16 protein-coding genes and 3 pseudogenes are annotated in these 16,454 nt (G+C 62.2%); 12 read left to right on the forward strand and 7 right to left on the reverse strand.

Annotated features, from left to right (window positions below):
- Positions 1 to 95: 95 nt before the first annotated feature.
- Positions 96 to 1,202 carry a substrate-binding domain-containing protein gene (locus LDP01_RS13610; RefSeq protein ID WP_224093112.1) on the reverse strand — a complete coding sequence of 369 codons (1,107 nt, stop codon included), beginning with the start codon at positions 1,200 to 1,202 and terminating at the stop codon, positions 96 to 98.
- A 171-nt stretch (positions 1,203 to 1,373) separates the two neighbouring features.
- Here LDP01_RS13610 and LDP01_RS13615 point away from each other — a divergent pair, with 171 nt between their 5' ends.
- The 5 genes from LDP01_RS13615 (at position 1,374) to LDP01_RS13635 (ending at position 6,144) form a co-directional block, all read left to right on the forward strand.
- The gene (locus LDP01_RS13615; protein ID WP_224093113.1) at positions 1,374 to 3,224 is read left to right on the forward strand and encodes a DUF2264 domain-containing protein; all 1,851 of its coding nucleotides are present in this window, start codon (positions 1,374 to 1,376) and stop codon (positions 3,222 to 3,224) included.
- Positions 3,225 to 3,434: 210 nt separating this feature from the next.
- Positions 3,435 to 3,638: a hypothetical protein gene (locus LDP01_RS13620; protein WP_224093121.1), complete on the forward strand. Its 204-nt coding sequence runs from the start codon at positions 3,435 to 3,437 to the stop codon at positions 3,636 to 3,638.
- Between the two features lie 93 nt (positions 3,639 to 3,731).
- A complete protein-coding gene (locus tag LDP01_RS13625) occupies positions 3,732 to 4,535 on the forward strand; it encodes a DUF1206 domain-containing protein (RefSeq protein WP_224093126.1) in 804 nt (267 codons plus the stop codon).
- A gap of 92 nt (positions 4,536 to 4,627) precedes the next feature.
- On the forward strand, positions 4,628 to 5,563 hold the full coding sequence (locus tag LDP01_RS13630; RefSeq protein WP_224093127.1) for an SDR family oxidoreductase: 936 nt from the start codon (positions 4,628 to 4,630) through the stop codon (positions 5,561 to 5,563).
- A 26-nt stretch (positions 5,564 to 5,589) separates the two neighbouring features.
- A complete protein-coding gene (locus LDP01_RS13635; protein WP_224093129.1) occupies positions 5,590 to 6,144 on the forward strand; it encodes a cysteine hydrolase family protein in 555 nt (184 codons plus the stop codon).
- Here the strand turns inward: LDP01_RS13635 and LDP01_RS13640 are convergent.
- From LDP01_RS13640 to LDP01_RS13650, 3 genes are all read right to left on the reverse strand, one after another.
- Positions 6,141 to 6,401 carry a hypothetical protein gene (locus LDP01_RS13640; RefSeq protein WP_224093138.1) on the reverse strand — a complete coding sequence of 87 codons (261 nt, stop codon included), beginning with the start codon at positions 6,399 to 6,401 and terminating at the stop codon, positions 6,141 to 6,143. The two genes, LDP01_RS13635 and LDP01_RS13640, sit on opposite strands and share 4 nt — an antisense overlap.
- Complete coding sequence (locus tag LDP01_RS13645; protein ID WP_224093148.1) at positions 6,394 to 6,666, reverse strand: GlsB/YeaQ/YmgE family stress response membrane protein; 273 nt, start codon at positions 6,664 to 6,666, stop codon at positions 6,394 to 6,396. Before LDP01_RS13645 ends, LDP01_RS13640 begins: the two co-directional genes overlap by 8 nt.
- A 313-nt stretch (positions 6,667 to 6,979) precedes the next feature.
- Complete coding sequence (locus LDP01_RS13650) at positions 6,980 to 7,168, reverse strand: CsbD family protein (RefSeq protein WP_224093815.1); 189 nt, start codon at positions 7,166 to 7,168, stop codon at positions 6,980 to 6,982.
- A 186-nt stretch (positions 7,169 to 7,354) separates the two neighbouring features.
- On the opposite strand from LDP01_RS13650, the gene LDP01_RS13655 reads away from it, so the two are divergent.
- Entirely contained in the window at positions 7,355 to 7,804 is a 450-nt protein-coding gene (locus LDP01_RS13655; RefSeq protein WP_224093150.1) for a hypothetical protein, read from the forward strand.
- A 77-nt stretch (positions 7,805 to 7,881) separates the two neighbouring features.
- Here the strand turns inward: LDP01_RS13655 and LDP01_RS13660 are convergent, their stop codons facing one another.
- Both LDP01_RS13660 and LDP01_RS13665 read right to left on the reverse strand, forming a co-directional pair.
- Positions 7,882 to 8,586, reverse strand: coding sequence for an alpha/beta fold hydrolase (locus LDP01_RS13660; RefSeq protein WP_224093152.1), 705 nt, complete (start codon positions 8,584 to 8,586; stop codon positions 7,882 to 7,884).
- A 98-nt stretch (positions 8,587 to 8,684) separates the two neighbouring features.
- Positions 8,685 to 9,254: a YdeI/OmpD-associated family protein gene (locus tag LDP01_RS13665; protein WP_224093154.1), complete on the reverse strand. Its 570-nt coding sequence runs from the start codon at positions 9,252 to 9,254 to the stop codon at positions 8,685 to 8,687.
- Positions 9,255 to 9,413: 159 nt separating this feature from the next.
- On the opposite strand from LDP01_RS13665, the gene LDP01_RS13670 reads away from it, so the two are divergent.
- The 6 genes and pseudogenes from LDP01_RS13670 to LDP01_RS13695 all read left to right on the forward strand — a co-directional run bounded on the left by LDP01_RS13670 (position 9,414) and on the right by LDP01_RS13695 (position 15,975).
- The gene (locus tag LDP01_RS13670) at positions 9,414 to 10,928 is read left to right on the forward strand and encodes a fumarylacetoacetate hydrolase family protein (protein ID WP_263433787.1); all 1,515 of its coding nucleotides are present in this window, start codon (positions 9,414 to 9,416) and stop codon (positions 10,926 to 10,928) included.
- Positions 10,921 to 11,591: pseudogene (locus tag LDP01_RS13675) on the forward strand (GntR family transcriptional regulator). Before LDP01_RS13670 ends, LDP01_RS13675 begins: the two are co-directional and overlap by 8 nt.
- Before the next feature lie 86 nt (positions 11,592 to 11,677).
- On the forward strand, positions 11,678 to 13,192 hold the full coding sequence (gene hpaE / locus LDP01_RS13680) for a 5-carboxymethyl-2-hydroxymuconate semialdehyde dehydrogenase (RefSeq protein WP_224093157.1): 1,515 nt from the start codon (positions 11,678 to 11,680) through the stop codon (positions 13,190 to 13,192).
- A gap of 106 nt (positions 13,193 to 13,298) precedes the next feature.
- Positions 13,299 to 14,397 (forward strand): annotated as a pseudogene (hpaD, locus tag LDP01_RS13685) (3,4-dihydroxyphenylacetate 2,3-dioxygenase).
- Positions 14,398 to 14,400: 3 nt separating this feature from the next.
- Complete coding sequence (hpaH, locus tag LDP01_RS13690) at positions 14,401 to 15,186, forward strand: 2-oxo-hept-4-ene-1,7-dioate hydratase (RefSeq protein ID WP_224093159.1); 786 nt, start codon at positions 14,401 to 14,403, stop codon at positions 15,184 to 15,186.
- Positions 15,171 to 15,975, forward strand: a pseudogene (locus LDP01_RS13695) (aldolase/citrate lyase family protein). Before hpaH ends, LDP01_RS13695 begins: the two are co-directional and overlap by 16 nt.
- Here LDP01_RS13695 and LDP01_RS13700 read toward each other — a convergent pair.
- Positions 15,969 to 16,373 carry a nuclear transport factor 2 family protein gene (locus tag LDP01_RS13700; protein WP_224093161.1) on the reverse strand — a complete coding sequence of 135 codons (405 nt, stop codon included), beginning with the start codon at positions 16,371 to 16,373 and terminating at the stop codon, positions 15,969 to 15,971. The pseudogene LDP01_RS13695 and the gene LDP01_RS13700 overlap by 7 nt on opposite strands.
- Between the last annotated feature and the right edge of the window lie 81 nt (positions 16,374 to 16,454).

The following is a 16,454-nucleotide window of genomic DNA, read 5'->3' on the forward strand; positions in this document are numbered from 1 at the left end:
TGCGCGGGGGGCACCTTGGACTAGGCACAATGAAAGCCACAAAAGTGAACACAGACAACGAAGTGAACAGAAGTAAACAAAAGATGAGGCGGGCTCTACACCTGCGTTGAGTCCCGGACCACCAACTCCGGCGAGAGGTTCACGCGCTGCAGCGCGGACGTGCTTCCACGACGTGCGCCGATCCGGTTCAGGCACATCACCAAGGCTTGATGCCCGACGTCGTACTTCGGTGGTGCCACCGCGGTCAGGGGAACGGCCCCCAGGGCGGCGATTTCGTCGTCGTACGCAATGATCGCAAAGTCCTCCGGAATGCGAAGCTGCCGTTCCTGGCACGCGCTGGCGAACTGGAGTGCGTCCTCATCAGTGTGGACAATCGCGGCTGTGACGTCGGTTTTTGTACACCAATCGAGGATGCCGCCCACCACCAGTCGATGGGCCTCGGGATCATTCAGGGCCCGGGACATCGAACGAACCATCGAATCAACGTCGCGATGTCCGGCACGCTGCATGGCCAGGTGGTAGCCATCGATAAGCTGCGGCGCGGTCGGGCTGTTCTCGCGAAGGCACATGGCGATCTTGCGGTGGCCAAGGCCCAGAAGATGGTTGACGGCGATTTCCGCGCCCCGCACGTGATCACTTCGCACGGCTTCGAGGCGGCCGTGGTCCAGTGCGTTGTCAATGGAACGCTCGACGACGACTACAGGCACCACAGCTTCAGCTAACAGGTCCATCGTTTCGGTGCCAGCCAAGGATTGCTCGCTCGGCGTGATCAGGATCCCGTCCACGCCGTGTTCATACAGGCGGCGGAGCTGGCGGCGTTCCTCCTCGCTTGAGTAGTTGGTCACGCCCAGCACCAACCGCACACCCGCTTCCTGGGCAGCCGCCTCGGCGCCGCGGATCACCCCCGGGAAGTAGTACGACGCCGAGGGAACGATCATGCCGATCGTCGCCAAGGGTCGCCTCCCGCCCGGTCGCCAGGACGTTGATTGCTGTGGTGTCGCACTACTTCCGGAAGCACGGCCGCCGATGGGAACAGCTCCACCATGGACCCGCTCGAGCAACCCCTGCCCGGCAAGTAGCGCGAGGTCCCGGCGCACTGTCATGCCGGACGTTCCAAGCTTGGCCGCGAACTCGGCAGCGTTCAGGGATCCGTGAAGGGCCAATTCCCTCAGGATGAGCTGTTGACGATCCTCGGACAGCATGCAGGTTCCCGCCTTCAAGTTCACTTGTGTTCAGTTTGTTCATTATGAACTATCACGCAGCATTCGGTCGGGGACGAGAGGTGCACGTTCAGTTTTGTTCAACTCGCGCCATGAGGCGGATGAGGAGCCTAAGATTAGGGCTCACCGTGTCCGCACCCCCGCAGGAGACCCATGGCCACCGGCTTCACCATGCCAGCACCGGATTACGAGCTCAGCCCCATCACTGGATGGACGCGGGAGCACTGGGTCGCTTTCGCGGATCAGCAACTCCTCGCGGTGCGCCCCTGCTTCTCCGCGCAGAAGGCATTGATCCGGCTGAGCGGCCGACCGTCGTCGTCGGGTGTTTTGTCCGACGGCATGGAGGGGTTCGCGCGCACCTTTATGCTGGCCGCCTTCCGGGTGGCGGGAGAGCAGGGCAACGACCCGCACGGCCATCTTGACCTGTACAGGACGGGCCTCCTTGAGGGTACGCGGCCAGGTGGTCCTGAAGCGTGGCTGCCCATTTGTGACCGCTCGCAGCCGATGGTGGAAGCCGCCTCCATTGCACTGAGCCTGCAACTGACCAAACCCTGGCTATGGGACACACTGTCCGGGGACGAGCGGGCCCAGGTGGCCGAGTGGCTGCAGGGTTCCTCGCGGAGTACCTGCGTGGACAACAACTGGGTGCTCTTCCAGGTCCTGATCGCCGAGTTCCTGGCTGGCGCCGGATTCGAGCACAACGCGGCCCAGATCGAACATGGACTGAAGCGGCTCGAAGACTGGTACGTCGGCGGCGGCTGGTACCGGGACGGGGATAACGACGGCACGGGCGATTTCTTCGACTACTACTGCGGCTGGGCCCTTCATCTGTATCCGGTGTTGTGGGCCGGGTTCGCGGCCAACCGGCACCCGGAAGCCCAAGCAAGGTCCGAAATCTACAGGTCCCGGCTCGTCAGGTTCCTGGCCGATCACGTGAGCTTTTTCGGCGGGAACGGCGCCCCGGTTTTCCAGGGCCGCTCACTGATCTACCGCTATGCCGCCGTGGCTCCCTTGTTCCTCGGGGAGGCCATCGGCGCGACACCCCTCAACCCCGGACAGACCCGCCGCATCGCCAGCGGCGCCGCAAAATACTTCCTCGATGGCGGCGCTTACGACGACCGGCTGCCGTCGCTCGGTTGGCTCGGCGCCTTTGACCCGATGACCCAGGAATACTCCGGTCCAGCGTCGCCGTACTGGACCTCCAAGGCGTTCGTGGGACTTCTCCTCCCCGCCGACCATCCAGTGTGGACCGCCGTCGAACAGCCCTCGCCCCTGGAGGGCATTGACGCCGTTCAGCATGTAGAAGGCCCTAATTACCTGCTCCACTCCACTGCCGTGGACGGTATCGCCCGCGTGCTCAACCACGGCAGCGACAAGTACTACGCCCCCGGACCGGACGACCCCAACTACCGCCGCCTCGCATATTCGAGCCACACCGCACCGCTCTTCACCAAGGACCCCGTGGACAACCACTTCGCCGTCCTCGATGCCACCGGAACACCCAGCCGTCGCGCGAGGATTCACCGGCTCAAAGCCGGGCATCTTCAAGCCGGGCATCACCAGGCCGCAAGCTGGCATGCGCCAGTCTGGAGCGACGAGGAGGATCCCGCCAATTCCCGCTGGCGGGTGGCAACAGCGACAACTGCTGCCAGCGGATATGAGCTCAGGGTCCACGTGGTTGAGGCGCCCAACGTGGACGTGACCAACCCAGGGCCGGCGCCGTCCGGGCTGCGCGTGCGCGACGCCGGATATGCGCTCGCAGATACCAGGGCCCGCCTGAGCTGGATGACCACGTTCTTGGAGTCGGCGGACTTCACACAGGCATATGGCCGTTGCACGGATTCTTCTACAACGGCACCTTCCGGGCCGAGGGCGTCTCGCCGTTGGGTGGGCACGCTGCGTGCGGATACCTGGAAGGCCGTTTGGCAGGCGGCCGCAGCATCTTCGCCTCACTGGTGTACTTGGGAGGCGAGGCACCCGCAGCGGTTCCTGCCGACGTCGTGATTAACGACGACGGCACGCATATAAGGGGGCACGTTACCCTGTCGACGGGGCAACAACTGGAGGTCCTTTTCGCCTTCTGAACCTGCCTTCAAGCACGGCGGATTCTTGAGGGAATCTTGAGATGACCCGGCGTCCTTCTTGAGGGCCCCGTCCCATGGTTGAACTATCAGCCAATGGAGTTGATGGGAACTCTCAGGAAGGACCACCGAAATGCCTGACCAGATCGCAGCCACGTCCCTGAATACCGGAGCTGCCCACGTGAAGTCCGACCCCCTCGCGGGTACCGGGGAAGCTGACGGACGTGGAGGCGAAGTCCCAGGCCAGGCCCGTGCCGTCACCAGCGTCCGCGAGCAGTTCAACCCTTTGGGTGTGGGACTTCGGAGCATCTGGCCGCAGTCGGTGTGTGGCTTCTAGCAAGCCACCTGCGCCCCGTGGTCTTGTGCTCGTTCGAGTGGCACCATGGTGACAAGTCACAAAATAATAAGGAGGCTTGTCATCAAAGAGGAGATGAAGAAGGCCGCTGATGTGGCCGAGGAAGCCTCAAACTCACGTGCCCTGGTTGTTGTAGCGAGGGCTGGATACGCCGTCAGCGGACTCCTGCACTTACTCATCGGGGTTATTGCGTTTCAGCTCGCCTTTGGGCGCAGTGGTGAAGCCGACGTCAGTGGCGCTGTTGCCGAACTGGCCGCCCAACCGGTGGGTCCCATCCTGCTCTGGGCGTGCTTCGGCGCCTGCGCTGCCTTGGCCCTGTGGCAATTGGGCAACGCAACCCTCGGCTACCGCAGGGCATCGGACAACAAACCATCCAAGCGGCTTTCCGCTGTGGCCCAGGCAATCGTGTTTGCAGGCTTGGCGGCCACCATCCTGTCTTTCACTATGGGGCAGGGAAAAAACAGTCGGGAGTCTGCCAGCGATGTAACAGTGACGCTCATGAAGGCGCCGTTCGGGATAGTCCTGCTTGTCGCAATTGGCGCCGGCATCATGATCACCGGCGTTGTGTTCGCGGTGCGTGGCTTTATGAGGACCTTTGAAAAGGACCTCGCGCTCTCCCTTAAGGAGCCGACCCGCAAGTTCCAATCGGGTGTTGGAGTGGTGGGCTACATCGCCAAAGGCATTGCCCTGTTGCTCGTTGGCCTGCTGGTGGTCATTGCCGCGGTCCGCGTTCAGCCAGAACAATCCACAGGACTTGATGGAAGCCTGCGGGCTTTGAGGGAGCAACCGTATGGTCCGTACCTTCTGGCCGCCGTTGCCGTGGGCCTGATCGCCTACGGAATATTCCTCATGGTGAAGGCCAAAACGCTGCGGACCTAGCCCTTTGCGTGCGTTTAGAGTCCAATGTGCCTGGGTACAGCCAACGGTAGCCTCGCAAGCCGGGAATCAGACATCTGAGAAAGGCCAGAACCATGACTCAAGCCGACCCAAGCCACAGTGGACAGCAAGGAAGCGGGGATCATCGCCTCACCTCGGCCCCGAAGGATCCCCGCAGCGGATATCACTCCGACGAATTTCCCCAACAGGAGCAAGAACAGCCCGGCCTGACCAAGCCCTTGAACCCCCAGCCCGATCATGGGGAGTCCAGCTATGTGGGGCACGGCCGCCTGCAGGGCAAGAAAGCCCTGATCACCGGCGGTGATTCAGGCATCGGAGCCGCAGTAGCGATCGCGTATGCCCGTGAAGGTGCGGATGTGGCCATCAGCTACCTTCCGGAGGAGGAAGAAGACGCGAAGTCGACGGCGGAATGGATCCGTGAGTGCGGGGCGCAGGCACTGTTGCTGCCCGGCGACGCGCGCGACGAAAAGTTTGCGGCTGAGATTGTGGAGCGAACAGTGCAGGAGCTCGGCGGCCTCAACGTTGTGGTCCTGAACGCCGCGTACCAAAAGAACCGCGAGGGTTTGGAGACCATTCCTACCGAGGAATTCGATCGGGTCTTCAAAACCAACCTGTACTCCTTGATCTGGACAGCACAGGCTGCGATTCCGCACCTGCGCCCGGGGGCGTCGATCATCGTCACGGCGTCTATCCAGGCCTTTAATCCTTCCGCCCAACTAGTGGACTATGCCATGACCAAGGCCGCCCAGGTGGCATTCACCAAAGCCATGGCAGAGGAACTCGGGCCTAAGGGAATCCGTGTCAACGCCGTGGCCCCGGGCCCGATCTGGACGCCGTTGATCCCCGCCACCGAGTGGCCGGACAAGCTTCCCACCTTCGGCCAGGACACGCCGCTGGGCCGTGCCGGACAACCTGCTGAGCTGGCACCGGCCTATGTGCTCCTCGCATCCGACGAAGGGTCCTACATCTCAGGCGCTGTGCTTCCGGTGACAGGCGGCAAGGGTCTCTGACCCAGGATTGGAAAGGGTATGCCCGCATGATTGCTGTGCTGGTAATCGATATGCAGAACGCCTTTTTTGAGGAACCGGCCCTGAAGCGGCGTCAGGAAGAAGTTGTTGCTGCGTGCAACTCATTGACCAGTGCAGCGCGCGCTGCAGGGGCAAACGTGCTCCTGGTTGCTACCCAGCACGAGCGGGACAAGTCCACGTGGAGCCTGAACATGCTGGACGATAACCAAGGCTTCATCTTCAGGGGAAGCGAGCAGGCCAATTTCGTTCCAGGCCTGGTGACGGCCGACTTCCCGCAGATGGTCAAAACCCGCGACAGCGCGTTCTTCGGTACGGACTTGGGGATGCGCCTCAGGAACTGGGGTGTCGAAACTGTGGTTCTGGCCGGCGTCTCGGCCCACAACTGCATTGCCCAGACTGCTGCTGACGCTTTCGCCCATAACATTCGGGTGATCTATGCGGCCGAAGCCGTGGCAACAGAGAACCCGGAGGCTGCCGAAGCAGTCCTCCGGGTTCTTACCCGTGAATATCGTCAGAGGGTCTTGCCGCTTGACGAGGTGCTGAAACTCTTGAAGGCGCCCTAAGGGTGGCCCGAGCCGGAAGCTTCGTCATCCGGCTCGGACGAGAACGGCCTGTCCTCGGGCGTGTCCTCCGTATTGTGCTCGTCGAGCTCCGCATCCGCAGACGGGACCGTTTTCTCGGCGTAGTCACCTGCGGTGTAGTCCCCGCCGGCGTCCTCTTTCAGGGCTTCAGGCGATGCTCCGGCAGCGCCGTAATCACCTTCTGCGTATTGACCCTCAAGGTCGTCCTGGTTGGTGTTGGGCGTGGTTTCGTCAGCCATGGTGGGCCCGGCGTCCTCCTGTGGCCAGCCCGTAGATCAGCAGAACGATGATGGATCCGCCGATGGCCAGGAGCCACGTTCGAATGGCGAAGAATTCTGTCAGGCCCTCGCCGAAGATCAGGCCGCCGATCCAGCCGCCCAACAGGGCGCCGACGACGCCCAGCAGCAAGGTGACCAACCAGCCGCCTCCCTGGCGTCCCGGAAGAATAAGCTTTGCGATAGCCCCAGCCAAAAGGCCGAGCAAAAGAAAACCAAAGAAACCCATTTTTGCTCCTACTTTCTTGTTGATGGAAATTCCATGAACTCGGTGAAGCGGTTCCGTTCATCGGTTGTCAGTTCCAGCGGCTAAGCGCTGTAACAGGGCCACAAGAGGCCCAGTGGAATATGGGGCGGGACATTATTTTGCAAACGTCGATGAATTATTAAATGCAGCCAAAAGCACTCCTGTCCAAGGGGTCGGACCGTAGTACTACAACAGCAACGCTAGCTGGTCCCGGGAACAACAGCAAGTAACCTTGCTATTTTTGCCGGTCGGGCCCCTTGCCCCCTGGACGGGGTTGTATGGCCGTGAAATCCGGCTACTTATCGCCGAAGGCGTCCTTCGCGGCGTCCTTGACCTTCTCGCCAGCCTGCTTCACATTGGCCGACGCCTGGTCGCCCATGCCCTCGGCCTGGAGGTCCCGGTCGCCAGTGGCTTCGCCGGTCTTTTCCTTGACCTTGCCCGTTGCTTCTTCCGTGGCATTCTTGATCTTGTCATCCAGTCCCATGGTTTTCACTCCTCGGGTTGCCATGTGGTTGTAGCCTGCGGGATTTCCGCTGGTTGGCATTAAAGTTTAGTCCTCTTTCTCAATTCAGCAAATGTCCATTAACCGTCCGCCCTTGAAAGCACACGTGACAGTGGGTGAAGGCCGGACTAGTGTCGTAGGAATAGCACCTCGAAAGGAGTGGGTCCTGTGAAAGGGAAAGCATTGTTCGCCGCTGGCATCGCTGTTGGCTATGTGTGGGGGTCCAAGTCTTGGCCGGAGGTGTATCGGCGCGTTCGCGGAGGCGCCCAAAAGGTCTGGAAGAACCCGGAGGTTCAAGAGAACGTCCATCACGCCACGGAAACCGTCCAGGAATCAGTCCCGGACATCCTGGACAATCTGTACGCCGCGGGCAAGAAGCTCCTGGAGAAGGCGGAGACCATGTTTCCGGGCATCCTGGAGACAAAGTCCGGGCAACAAGGCAACTCCAGCACGGGTTCTTCTGCTTCTGCTTCCGCTCCGGCTTCCACCTCAACGCCACCGGTCAGGTCGGACGTAGTATCCGATCCTGCACTCGACGATCAGACGGGAAGCGATTGGACGGACGAAGGCGGTGCAGCGCCCGAAGGGCCCGCGACCAACACGCCCGCCAAGCCCTGACGCATTACGGGCACGCCTCAGAATCTCGGCGTTTCAGGGGTGGCTCTGCCCCGAAAGGCTTATCCCGGCGTCGAGCGCTATTTCTTGCGCTCGACGGCCGCCAGGATGGCTTCGCCCAGTTCGCGTGGCTTGGTGAACTGTGGCCAGTGTCCGGTGGGTAGGTCGATGAAGTCAACGTCCCGGATCCGCGCGAGTTCCTCCGTGAACGGGTGCCCGGCATCCATCCACTCCTGAAGCAGTGATGATGGGAACTGGCAGGCGATGATGGTGGCCGGGACGTCATAGCGCCGGACATCGTGAAGGTGTTGTTGGTCGAAGGCAACGCCCTTCGGTTCGGGGATGGCCCGTGCACGGAAACCTTCCTTGAGGTCGTCAGTCAGGTCGATGAGATCCGCATCTTCAAAACCTTCCCAGGGCGGGAGGGGGATTTCATCGCCGTCGTCGGGCAGTTCGTCGTTGATCACGCCGCCCTCACCCAGTGGCCCGCTGTCCACATAGATGGCCCGATCCACGCGATCCGGACGGGCGTCGACAACGCCGTGGATGATTACGCCCCCGCCGGAATGGCCCACCAGGACCACATCGCCGCCGATGGAATCCACCTTGTCCACCACGGCGTCGATATGTGTGCGAAGGCCAATCCCGGCGCGTGGCGCGTCAACGGACTCCAGACCGGGAAGTGTGATGGGGTGAACCGAGTGCCCGGCTGCGACAAGGGGCGGCGTCACCTCCGCCCATGATGACGCGTCCAACCAGAAACCGGGTACCAGGATGATGTCCATGCGGGTACCCTACGGGAGTCCATGCAGGGGATGCACGCATTTCTTGATGGATGATTTGGCAGGGCCGCGTCGTCATGTGCGCGCCGATCCAGCAGAAATTACGCTTCCCCCACCAGCTTCCCAAGGGAACGTGCCATTGCCTTGGCTCGTGAGTCCGCCGTGCGGGCCTTGAGCAACTGCAGGATGATGAGGTAACGCTGCGTCTTCCCGAGGCTTTCGAATGCTTCGCGGGCTGCTGGGTTGCTGGCCAAGGCGGCCTCGAGGTCTTCCGGAACCTCCGCGTTGGCCTGGGAAACGTAGGCAGCTTCCCAGCGGCCATCAGCCTTTGCGGCGTCGATTTCAGCCAATCCCGCAGGATGCATGCGACCGGATTCGATCAACGCCTCCGCCTTGCCGACGTTCACTTGTGACCATGAGCTTCGCGGCCGGCGCCGGGAGTATCGCTGCAGGAAAGTCGAGTCGTCATTGCCTTGGCGCTGCCCGTCGATCCAGCCGAAACACAGGGCGCCGTCCAGGGCCTCCCCAATGCTGAGTAGTTGGGCACCAGCGTTCTTCTTGCCGATCACGAGCCAGGCTTCGGCCCTTTGTTCGTAGTTCGCCGCGAGCCATGACTCCCATTCGGAACCGTTGGCAAACCTGAGCAACTGGAGGTCGTTCTTTTCCGGCACGTACTTCCTTCCACTGCTCTGGGGCTCAAAACAACCACTATGGCCGGATGAATGCGTTTGGGAAAGGGGGTTGACGACTTGCGCTTCTAAGGCAATAGTTATCGTATACGATTTCGTACTTGATGGATGTTCGATCAGATATTTACAAGAGGAGGCGCCGTGACACTGGAGTTTCGGACCGGGGAAGTCAACCAGGACATGCTGGCCCGTACGCGCAAAGTCATTGCCGTCCACATCAACTACCCCAGCCGTGCAGCGCAGCGCGGGCGTACTCCCGGGCAGCCGTCGTACTTCCTGAAGCCGTCTACTTCCCTGGCGCTCGGCTCCGCTGATGCTCCCGGCACTGTTGAACGTCCGGTCGGCTGTGAACTGCTGGGCTACGAGGGCGAGATTGCGTTGGTCATCGGCAAGTCTGCACGCCGCGTTGGCCTCGAGGACGCCTGGAGCCACGTCGAGTGGGTGACCGCTTCCAACGATCTGGGTGTCTACGACCTCCGTTATGCGGACAAGGGCTCCAACGTCCGGTCAAAGGGAGGCGACGGGTTCACGCCCGTGGGTCCCGCGCTGATCCCGGCCGACGCGGTCGATCCCGCGGCCCTGCGGATCCGCACCTGGCACAACGGCGACCTCGTCCAGGACGACACCACCGAAGACTTGCTCTTCCCCTTCGCCCAACTCGTCGCGGACCTCTCCCAGCTGCTCACGCTCGAAGAGGGCGACATCATCCTCACCGGAACCCCGGCCGGGGCTTCGGTGGCCAAGCCGGGTGACGTCGTCGAGGTTGAGGTCAGTGGCGGTAGCTTCACCAGCGGCCGCCTGACCACCAAAGTAACGGAAGGTACGACGCCGTTCGGGGACTTTGGTGCCAAGCCCAAGACTGATGACACCCAGCGGGAAGAGGCATACGGATCCCGTGAAGCTGCGGGGCTCCCTGCTGACGTCTCCGTCCTGACGCCCGAGCTGAAGGCGAAGCTGGAAAGCGTCGCAACGGCCACGCTTTCTTCGCAGCTCCGCAAGCGCGGACTGAACAACGTAAGCATCGACGGCCTGCAGGCTACACGCCCGGACCGCAAAGTGGTGGGCCTCGCCCGGACCCTCCGCTATGTGCCCAACCGCGAGGATCTGTTCAAGACCCACGGCGGCGGATTCAATGCACAGAAACGCGCGATTGATTCCGTGAACGAAGGCGAAATCCTCGTGATGGAGGCCCGCGGGGAGAAGGGCACCGGCACGGTTGGCGACATCCTGGCGCTGCGTGCCCAGGTGCGGGGGGCCGCTGCGATCATCACCGACGGTGGGGTCCGCGACTACTCAGCAGTGGCCGAGCTGGAGATGCCAACGTATTTCGCGAACCCGCATCCGGCAGTCCTGGGTCGCCGGCACATTCCCTGGGATACGGACATCACCATTGCCTGCGGCGGAGCCACGGTGCAGCCCGGCGACATCATCGTTGCCGATTCGGACGGCATCCTGGTGATCCCGCCAGCCATCGCCGAGGAACTGGTGGATGACTGCATCAGACAAGAGCAGGAAGAGGCTTTCATCTTCCAGATGGTCAAGGAAGGGAACAGCGTGGATGGGCTTTACCCGATGAACAAGGAATGGCAGGCACGCTACGAGAAATGGGTTGACTGGCAGAGCCGACAAGTCCCGGAAGGAGCCCAAGGTGACTGAAACCGCCGTCGAAAGCGCCGCTGCCCAAAGCAAGTCGCAACAGGCGTATGACGCCGTCAAGGCCAGGATCGTGGAAGGCGTCTACACGCCGGGTTACCGGCTGGTGCTCGCGAAGATTGCCGAGGACCTGGGCTTCAGCGTGGTCCCCGTGCGGGAAGCGATCCGCCGTTTGGAAGCCGAAGGCCTGGTGAAGTTCGAGCGGAACGTTGGCGCCACCGTCTCCGGAATTGATCCCACCGAGTACCTGTACACCATGCAGACCCTAAGCATCGTGGAGGGTGCGGCTACCGCGTTGTCCGCACCGTTGATTGATTCCGTTGCGATCGCCCGGGGCCCCGCGCCGTGAACGAGGAAATGCGGGAATGTCTGGAGCACTTCGATCCGGTTCGTTTCACTGCTTTGAACCAGGACTTCCACAGTGTCTTGTTTGAGCATTGCCCCAATCCGCACATCCTGGACCTGGTACATCGTGGATGGAACCGGCTGGCCTCCCTGAGGTCCTCCACGTTCCGCTTCGTTCCCGGCCGCGCCCAGGAATCGGTGCGCGAACACGAGGCGCTGCTCCAGCTCATCGAAACAGGAGCGGACGCAGACACGATCGAAAAAGCAGCCCGACGACACCGCGCCGCCACCCTCGACGCATACCTGGCCACCACCAACTAAAAGCAACCCGGGGTCACTTACGGCCCATAAACGCACCGCACATGGGCCATAAGTGACCCCGCGTTGGATGAAAGAGGAAGACAACGATGACGACCCCTGTAGAAACAACAGCAAAGCATTACGTACCCGAGAACCTGCCCACGCACATCCAGCACTTCATCAACGGTGAGTTCGTTGACTCGGTGTCGGGCAAGACCTTCGATGTCCTGGACCCGGTGTCCAACCAGAACTACGCCACTGCTGCGGCTGGTCAGAAGGAAGACATCGACCTTGCCGTCGCCGCCGCGCGCGAAGCGTTCGTCAACGGTCCGTGGCCGAGGATGAAGCCGCGCGAACGTGCCCGTGTGCTGAACAGGATCGCCGACGCCGTGGAGGCCCAGGAAGAGCGCCTCGCGGAGCTGGAGACGTTTGATACGGGCCTGCCGATCACGCAGGCGAAGGGCCAGGCGTTGCGTTCAGCCGAGAACTTCCGCTTCTTCGCGGACCTGATCGTGGCACAGTTCGACGACGCCATGAAGGTCCCCGGCTCGCAGATCAACTATGTGAACCGCAAGCCGATCGGCGTCGCCGGCCTGATCACCCCGTGGAACACTCCGTTCATGCTCGAGTCCTGGAAACTCGCCCCGGCCCTGGCCACCGGCAACACCGTTGTGTTGAAGCCTGCCGAGTTCACGCCTTTGTCCGCGTCTCTGTGGGCCACCATTTTCAAGGACGCGGGCCTGCCCGATGGCGTGTTCAACCTGGTCAACGGCCTGGGCGAAGAAGCCGGTGACGCCCTGGTGAAGCACCCGGACGTACCGCTGATCTCCTTCACGGGCGAGACCACCACGGGACAGACGATCTTCCGCAACGCCGCAGCAAACCTCAAGGGCCTGTCCATGGAGCTCGGGGGTAAGTCCCCGTGCGTCGTCTTTGCTGACGCCGACCTGGACGCTGCCATCGACTCCGCCTTGTTCGGTGTGTTCTCCCTCAACGGCGAACGCTGCACGGCCGGCTCCCGCATCCTCGTCGAACGGGCCATCTACGACGAATTCTGCGAAAAGTACGCCGCCCGTGCCAAGAACATCGTGGTGGGTGACCCGCACGATCCCAAGACCCAGGTCGGCGCGCTGGTCCACCCGGAGCACTACGAAAAGGTGGCCTCGTACGTGGAGATCGGCAAGTCCGAAGGTCGGCTCCTGGCCGGCGGCGGACGACCCGACCACCTGCCCGAAGGCAACTACATCGCACCCACGGTGTTTGCCGACGTCGCGCCTGATGCGCGGATCTTCCAGGAGGAGATCTTCGGTCCCGTCGTGGCCATCACGCCGTTCGAGAACGACGACGAAGCCCTCGCCTTGGCGAACAACACGAAGTACGGCCTGGCGGCCTACATCTGGACGCAGAACCTGACCCGGGCCCACAACTTCTCGCAGAACGTGGAAGCCGGCATGGTGTGGCTGAACAGCCACAACGTCCGCGACCTCCGTACCCCGTTCGGTGGCGTCAAAGCTTCGGGACTGGGCCACGAGGGCGGCTACCGCTCGATCGATTTCTATACCGACCAGCAGGCTGTGCACATCACGCTCGGCTCCGTTCATACGCCCAAGTTCGGCGCCTAGTACCCAACTAGGTCGCAATAGTGCGCGTTTTGAACGCTCAAAACGTGCATCTACTGCGACTCAGTTGGGTCCCCACAACCACCCCTTTCAACGAAGAGAGACCATCATGAGCAACCCCTTCACCGGCCCCATCCCCACACCGTCAGTCCCGGCTCCGGACATCGTCCGCTGCGCCTACCTCGAACTCGTGGTCACGGACCTCGCCAAGTCCCGCGCGTTCTACGTCGACCTGCTCGGCCTGCACGTCACCGAGGAAGACGAGAACGCCATCTACCTGCGCTCCTTCGAGGAGTTCATCCACCACAACCTGGTCCTCCGCAAGGGCCCGGTTGCCGCTGCTGCTGCCTTCGCGTACCGCGTGAAGTCCCCGGCCGAGGTGGACGCCGCCGAAGCGTACTACCGCGAACTCGGTTGCCGGGTGGAGCGCCGCAAGGAAGGCTTCACCAAAGGCGTTGGCGACTCCGTCCGCGTGGAGGACCCGCTGGGCTTCCCGTACGAGTTCTTCTACGACGTTGAGCACGTGGAGCGCCTCACCCAGCGCTACGACCTCTACTCCGCCGGCGAACTGGTCCGCCTGGACCACTTCAACCAGGTCACCCCGGACGTCCCGCGCGGCCGCAAGTACCTCGAAGACCTCGGCTTCCGTGTCTCGGAAGACATCAAGGACTCCGACGGCGTCACTTACGCCGCGTGGATGCACCGGAAGCAGACCGTGCACGACACTGCGTTGACGGGCGGCAACGGCCCCCGCCTGCACCACATCGCGTTCTCCACGCACGAGAAGCACAACATCATCCAGATCTGCGACAAGATGGGCGCCCTGCGCATCTCCGACCGCATCGAACGTGGACCCGGACGCCACGGCGTGTCCAACGCGTTCTACCTCTACATCCTGGACCCGGACGGTCACCGTGTGGAGATCTACACCCAGGACTACTACACCGGTGATCCGGACAACCCCACCGTCACCTGGGACGTCCATGACAACCAGCGCCGCGACTGGTGGGGCAACCCCGTCGTCCCGTCCTGGTACACCGAAGCCTCCCTGGTCCTGGACCTGGACGGCAAACCCCAGCCCGTCATCGAACGCGAAGAGAAATCCGAAATGGCTGTCACGGTCGGCGCCGACGGCTTCTCCTACACCCGGCCGGAAGGCGCGGCCGGTGAGGGCCGCTGAAGGCTTCAAGCTGGGGGCGCAGGTCTAAACCATGATGGACGCGAAGACGATCGAAGCAATTGCCGACGAACTGCTCGAAGCCGGCCGGAACCGCAAGCCGGTTGCGCGCCTCACCGCCCGCTACCCTGACATGACGGTCGAGGATTCCTACGCCGTTCAACAGCTGTGGCGTCGACGGAACGAGGAAGCCGGTCGCACGTTGGTGGGGCGGAAGATCGGCCTCACGTCCAAAGCCATGCAGGCAGCCACAGGCATCACCGAACCGGATTACGGGGCGATCTTCGATGACATGGTGCTGGAAACCGGCTGCTCCGTGCAATGGGACCAGTACACGCACCCCCGGGTGGAGGTGGAGCTCGCCTTCGTGCTGAAGGACGGGCTCAAAGGGCCTGGTTGCACGATTTTCGATGTCCTCAATGCCACCGACTACGTGGTTCCGGCCCTCGAAATCCTGGACTCCAGGATCGAAATGGAGGGCCGGACCATCGTGGACACCATCTCGGACAATGCAGCTATGGGGGCCATGGTGATAGGTGGCCGACCAGTGCGTCCCGACGCCGTCGATCTCCGCTGGGTCTCTGCGATTCTCTACAAAAACCAGACCGTGGAAGAGACCGGAGTAGCCGCCGGAGTGCTGGATCATCCCGCCAACGGGGTGCACTGGCTGGCCAACAAAATCGCCGCGCACGGGGACTCAATGAAGGCCGGAGATATTATTCTTGCGGGCTCGTTTACCCGGCCCTTGTGGGTGTACAAAGGTGATACCGTGCACGCGGACTACGGACCGTTGGGAGTCGTGACATGCAATTTCGACTGAGCCCCACCTTCTATTCGGCCCTCTCAGAGGCTGGCCGTCCGTTGGCTGGCATGTGGGTTTGTTCCGGTAGCCCATTGGTGGCTGAGGTGTGTGCGGGATCCGGGCTGGACTGGCTGTTGATCGACGCCGAGCACAGTCCCAATGGCCTCGAATCGATTCTTGCGCAACTCCATGCCGTGAGTGGCTACCCCGTGCAGGCCATGGTCCGGCCGCCGGTCAACGACACCGTGGTCATCAAGCAATACCTTGACCTCGGAGTGCAGAATCTCCTGATTCCCATGGTGAATTCTGCGTTCGAAGCCGCTTCCGCAGTGGCAGCCGTCCGCTATCCGCCGCTGGGTGTACGTGGTGTGGGTTCTGCTTTGGCCAGGGCGTCACGCTGGAACCGTGTTCCCGACTACCTTGCTGCTGCTTCAGAATCGATCAGCCTCACAGTTCAGATTGAATCCGAGGCAGCGGCTTCGGCTGTGGAGGAAATCCTGTCTGTCGACGGCGTGGACGGCATCTTCCTTGGCCCCTCGGACCTCGCGGCCTCCATGGGTTTGCTGGGACAGCAGGAAAATCCCTTGGTGAGGGGCCGTCGTCGAGCATTGCCTCGAAGCCGCCAAAGCGGCCGGCAAACCAGCCGGCGTCAATGCCTTCAATGAGTCCACCGCCCGCGCCTATCTCGACGCCGGTGCCTCCTTTGTGCTGGTGGGCGCCGATGTTGCTGTTCTGGCCCGCGCCTCGGAAGGGTTCGCCTCGACGTTCATTCCTGTGTCCGAAACGGCGGAGCGCGACAGCTACTGAGCCACTTCCCCGGTTGTACTGTCGGGCTCGGTGTCCGGCGTTGATTCCTTCCTGGCCATGTACCACTCGGTGAATTCGCGCGCACGACCATCCTGGGCAAAGCGGATGACCCAAAGGTTGTCGTAGGTAGGCTCGCCGTTGAGGTAGGTGGTCACGGCCTGGACGAAAGCCGTGTCACCATCCTGGCCAAGGAGCGTCCACTCGAAGGTCCAATCATCGGGCGTGTCGCCGGCGTCCAACCATGCTTTCACGATTTCTTCATGGCCGTTCCACGGTGATTCAGTGTTCGGCTTGTCGTAGTAGATGGCGTCCTCAGTGAACAATGCCCGGATGTCATCGGGCTCATTCGAGGTCCACGCGCGGATATATTGGCTCATCCAGGAGTTCACGTCGGTCATGCCTCCGTTCTACCCTCCACGACTCGTGGGTTCAACGATGGGCGCTTAGGTTCCGTCCCAGTTAGCCGGGCCGGCAGTGGG

The sequence above is a fragment of the Arthrobacter sp. StoSoilB13 genome, assembly GCF_019977255.1.
GTDB lineage: Bacteria > Actinomycetota > Actinomycetes > Actinomycetales > Micrococcaceae > Arthrobacter.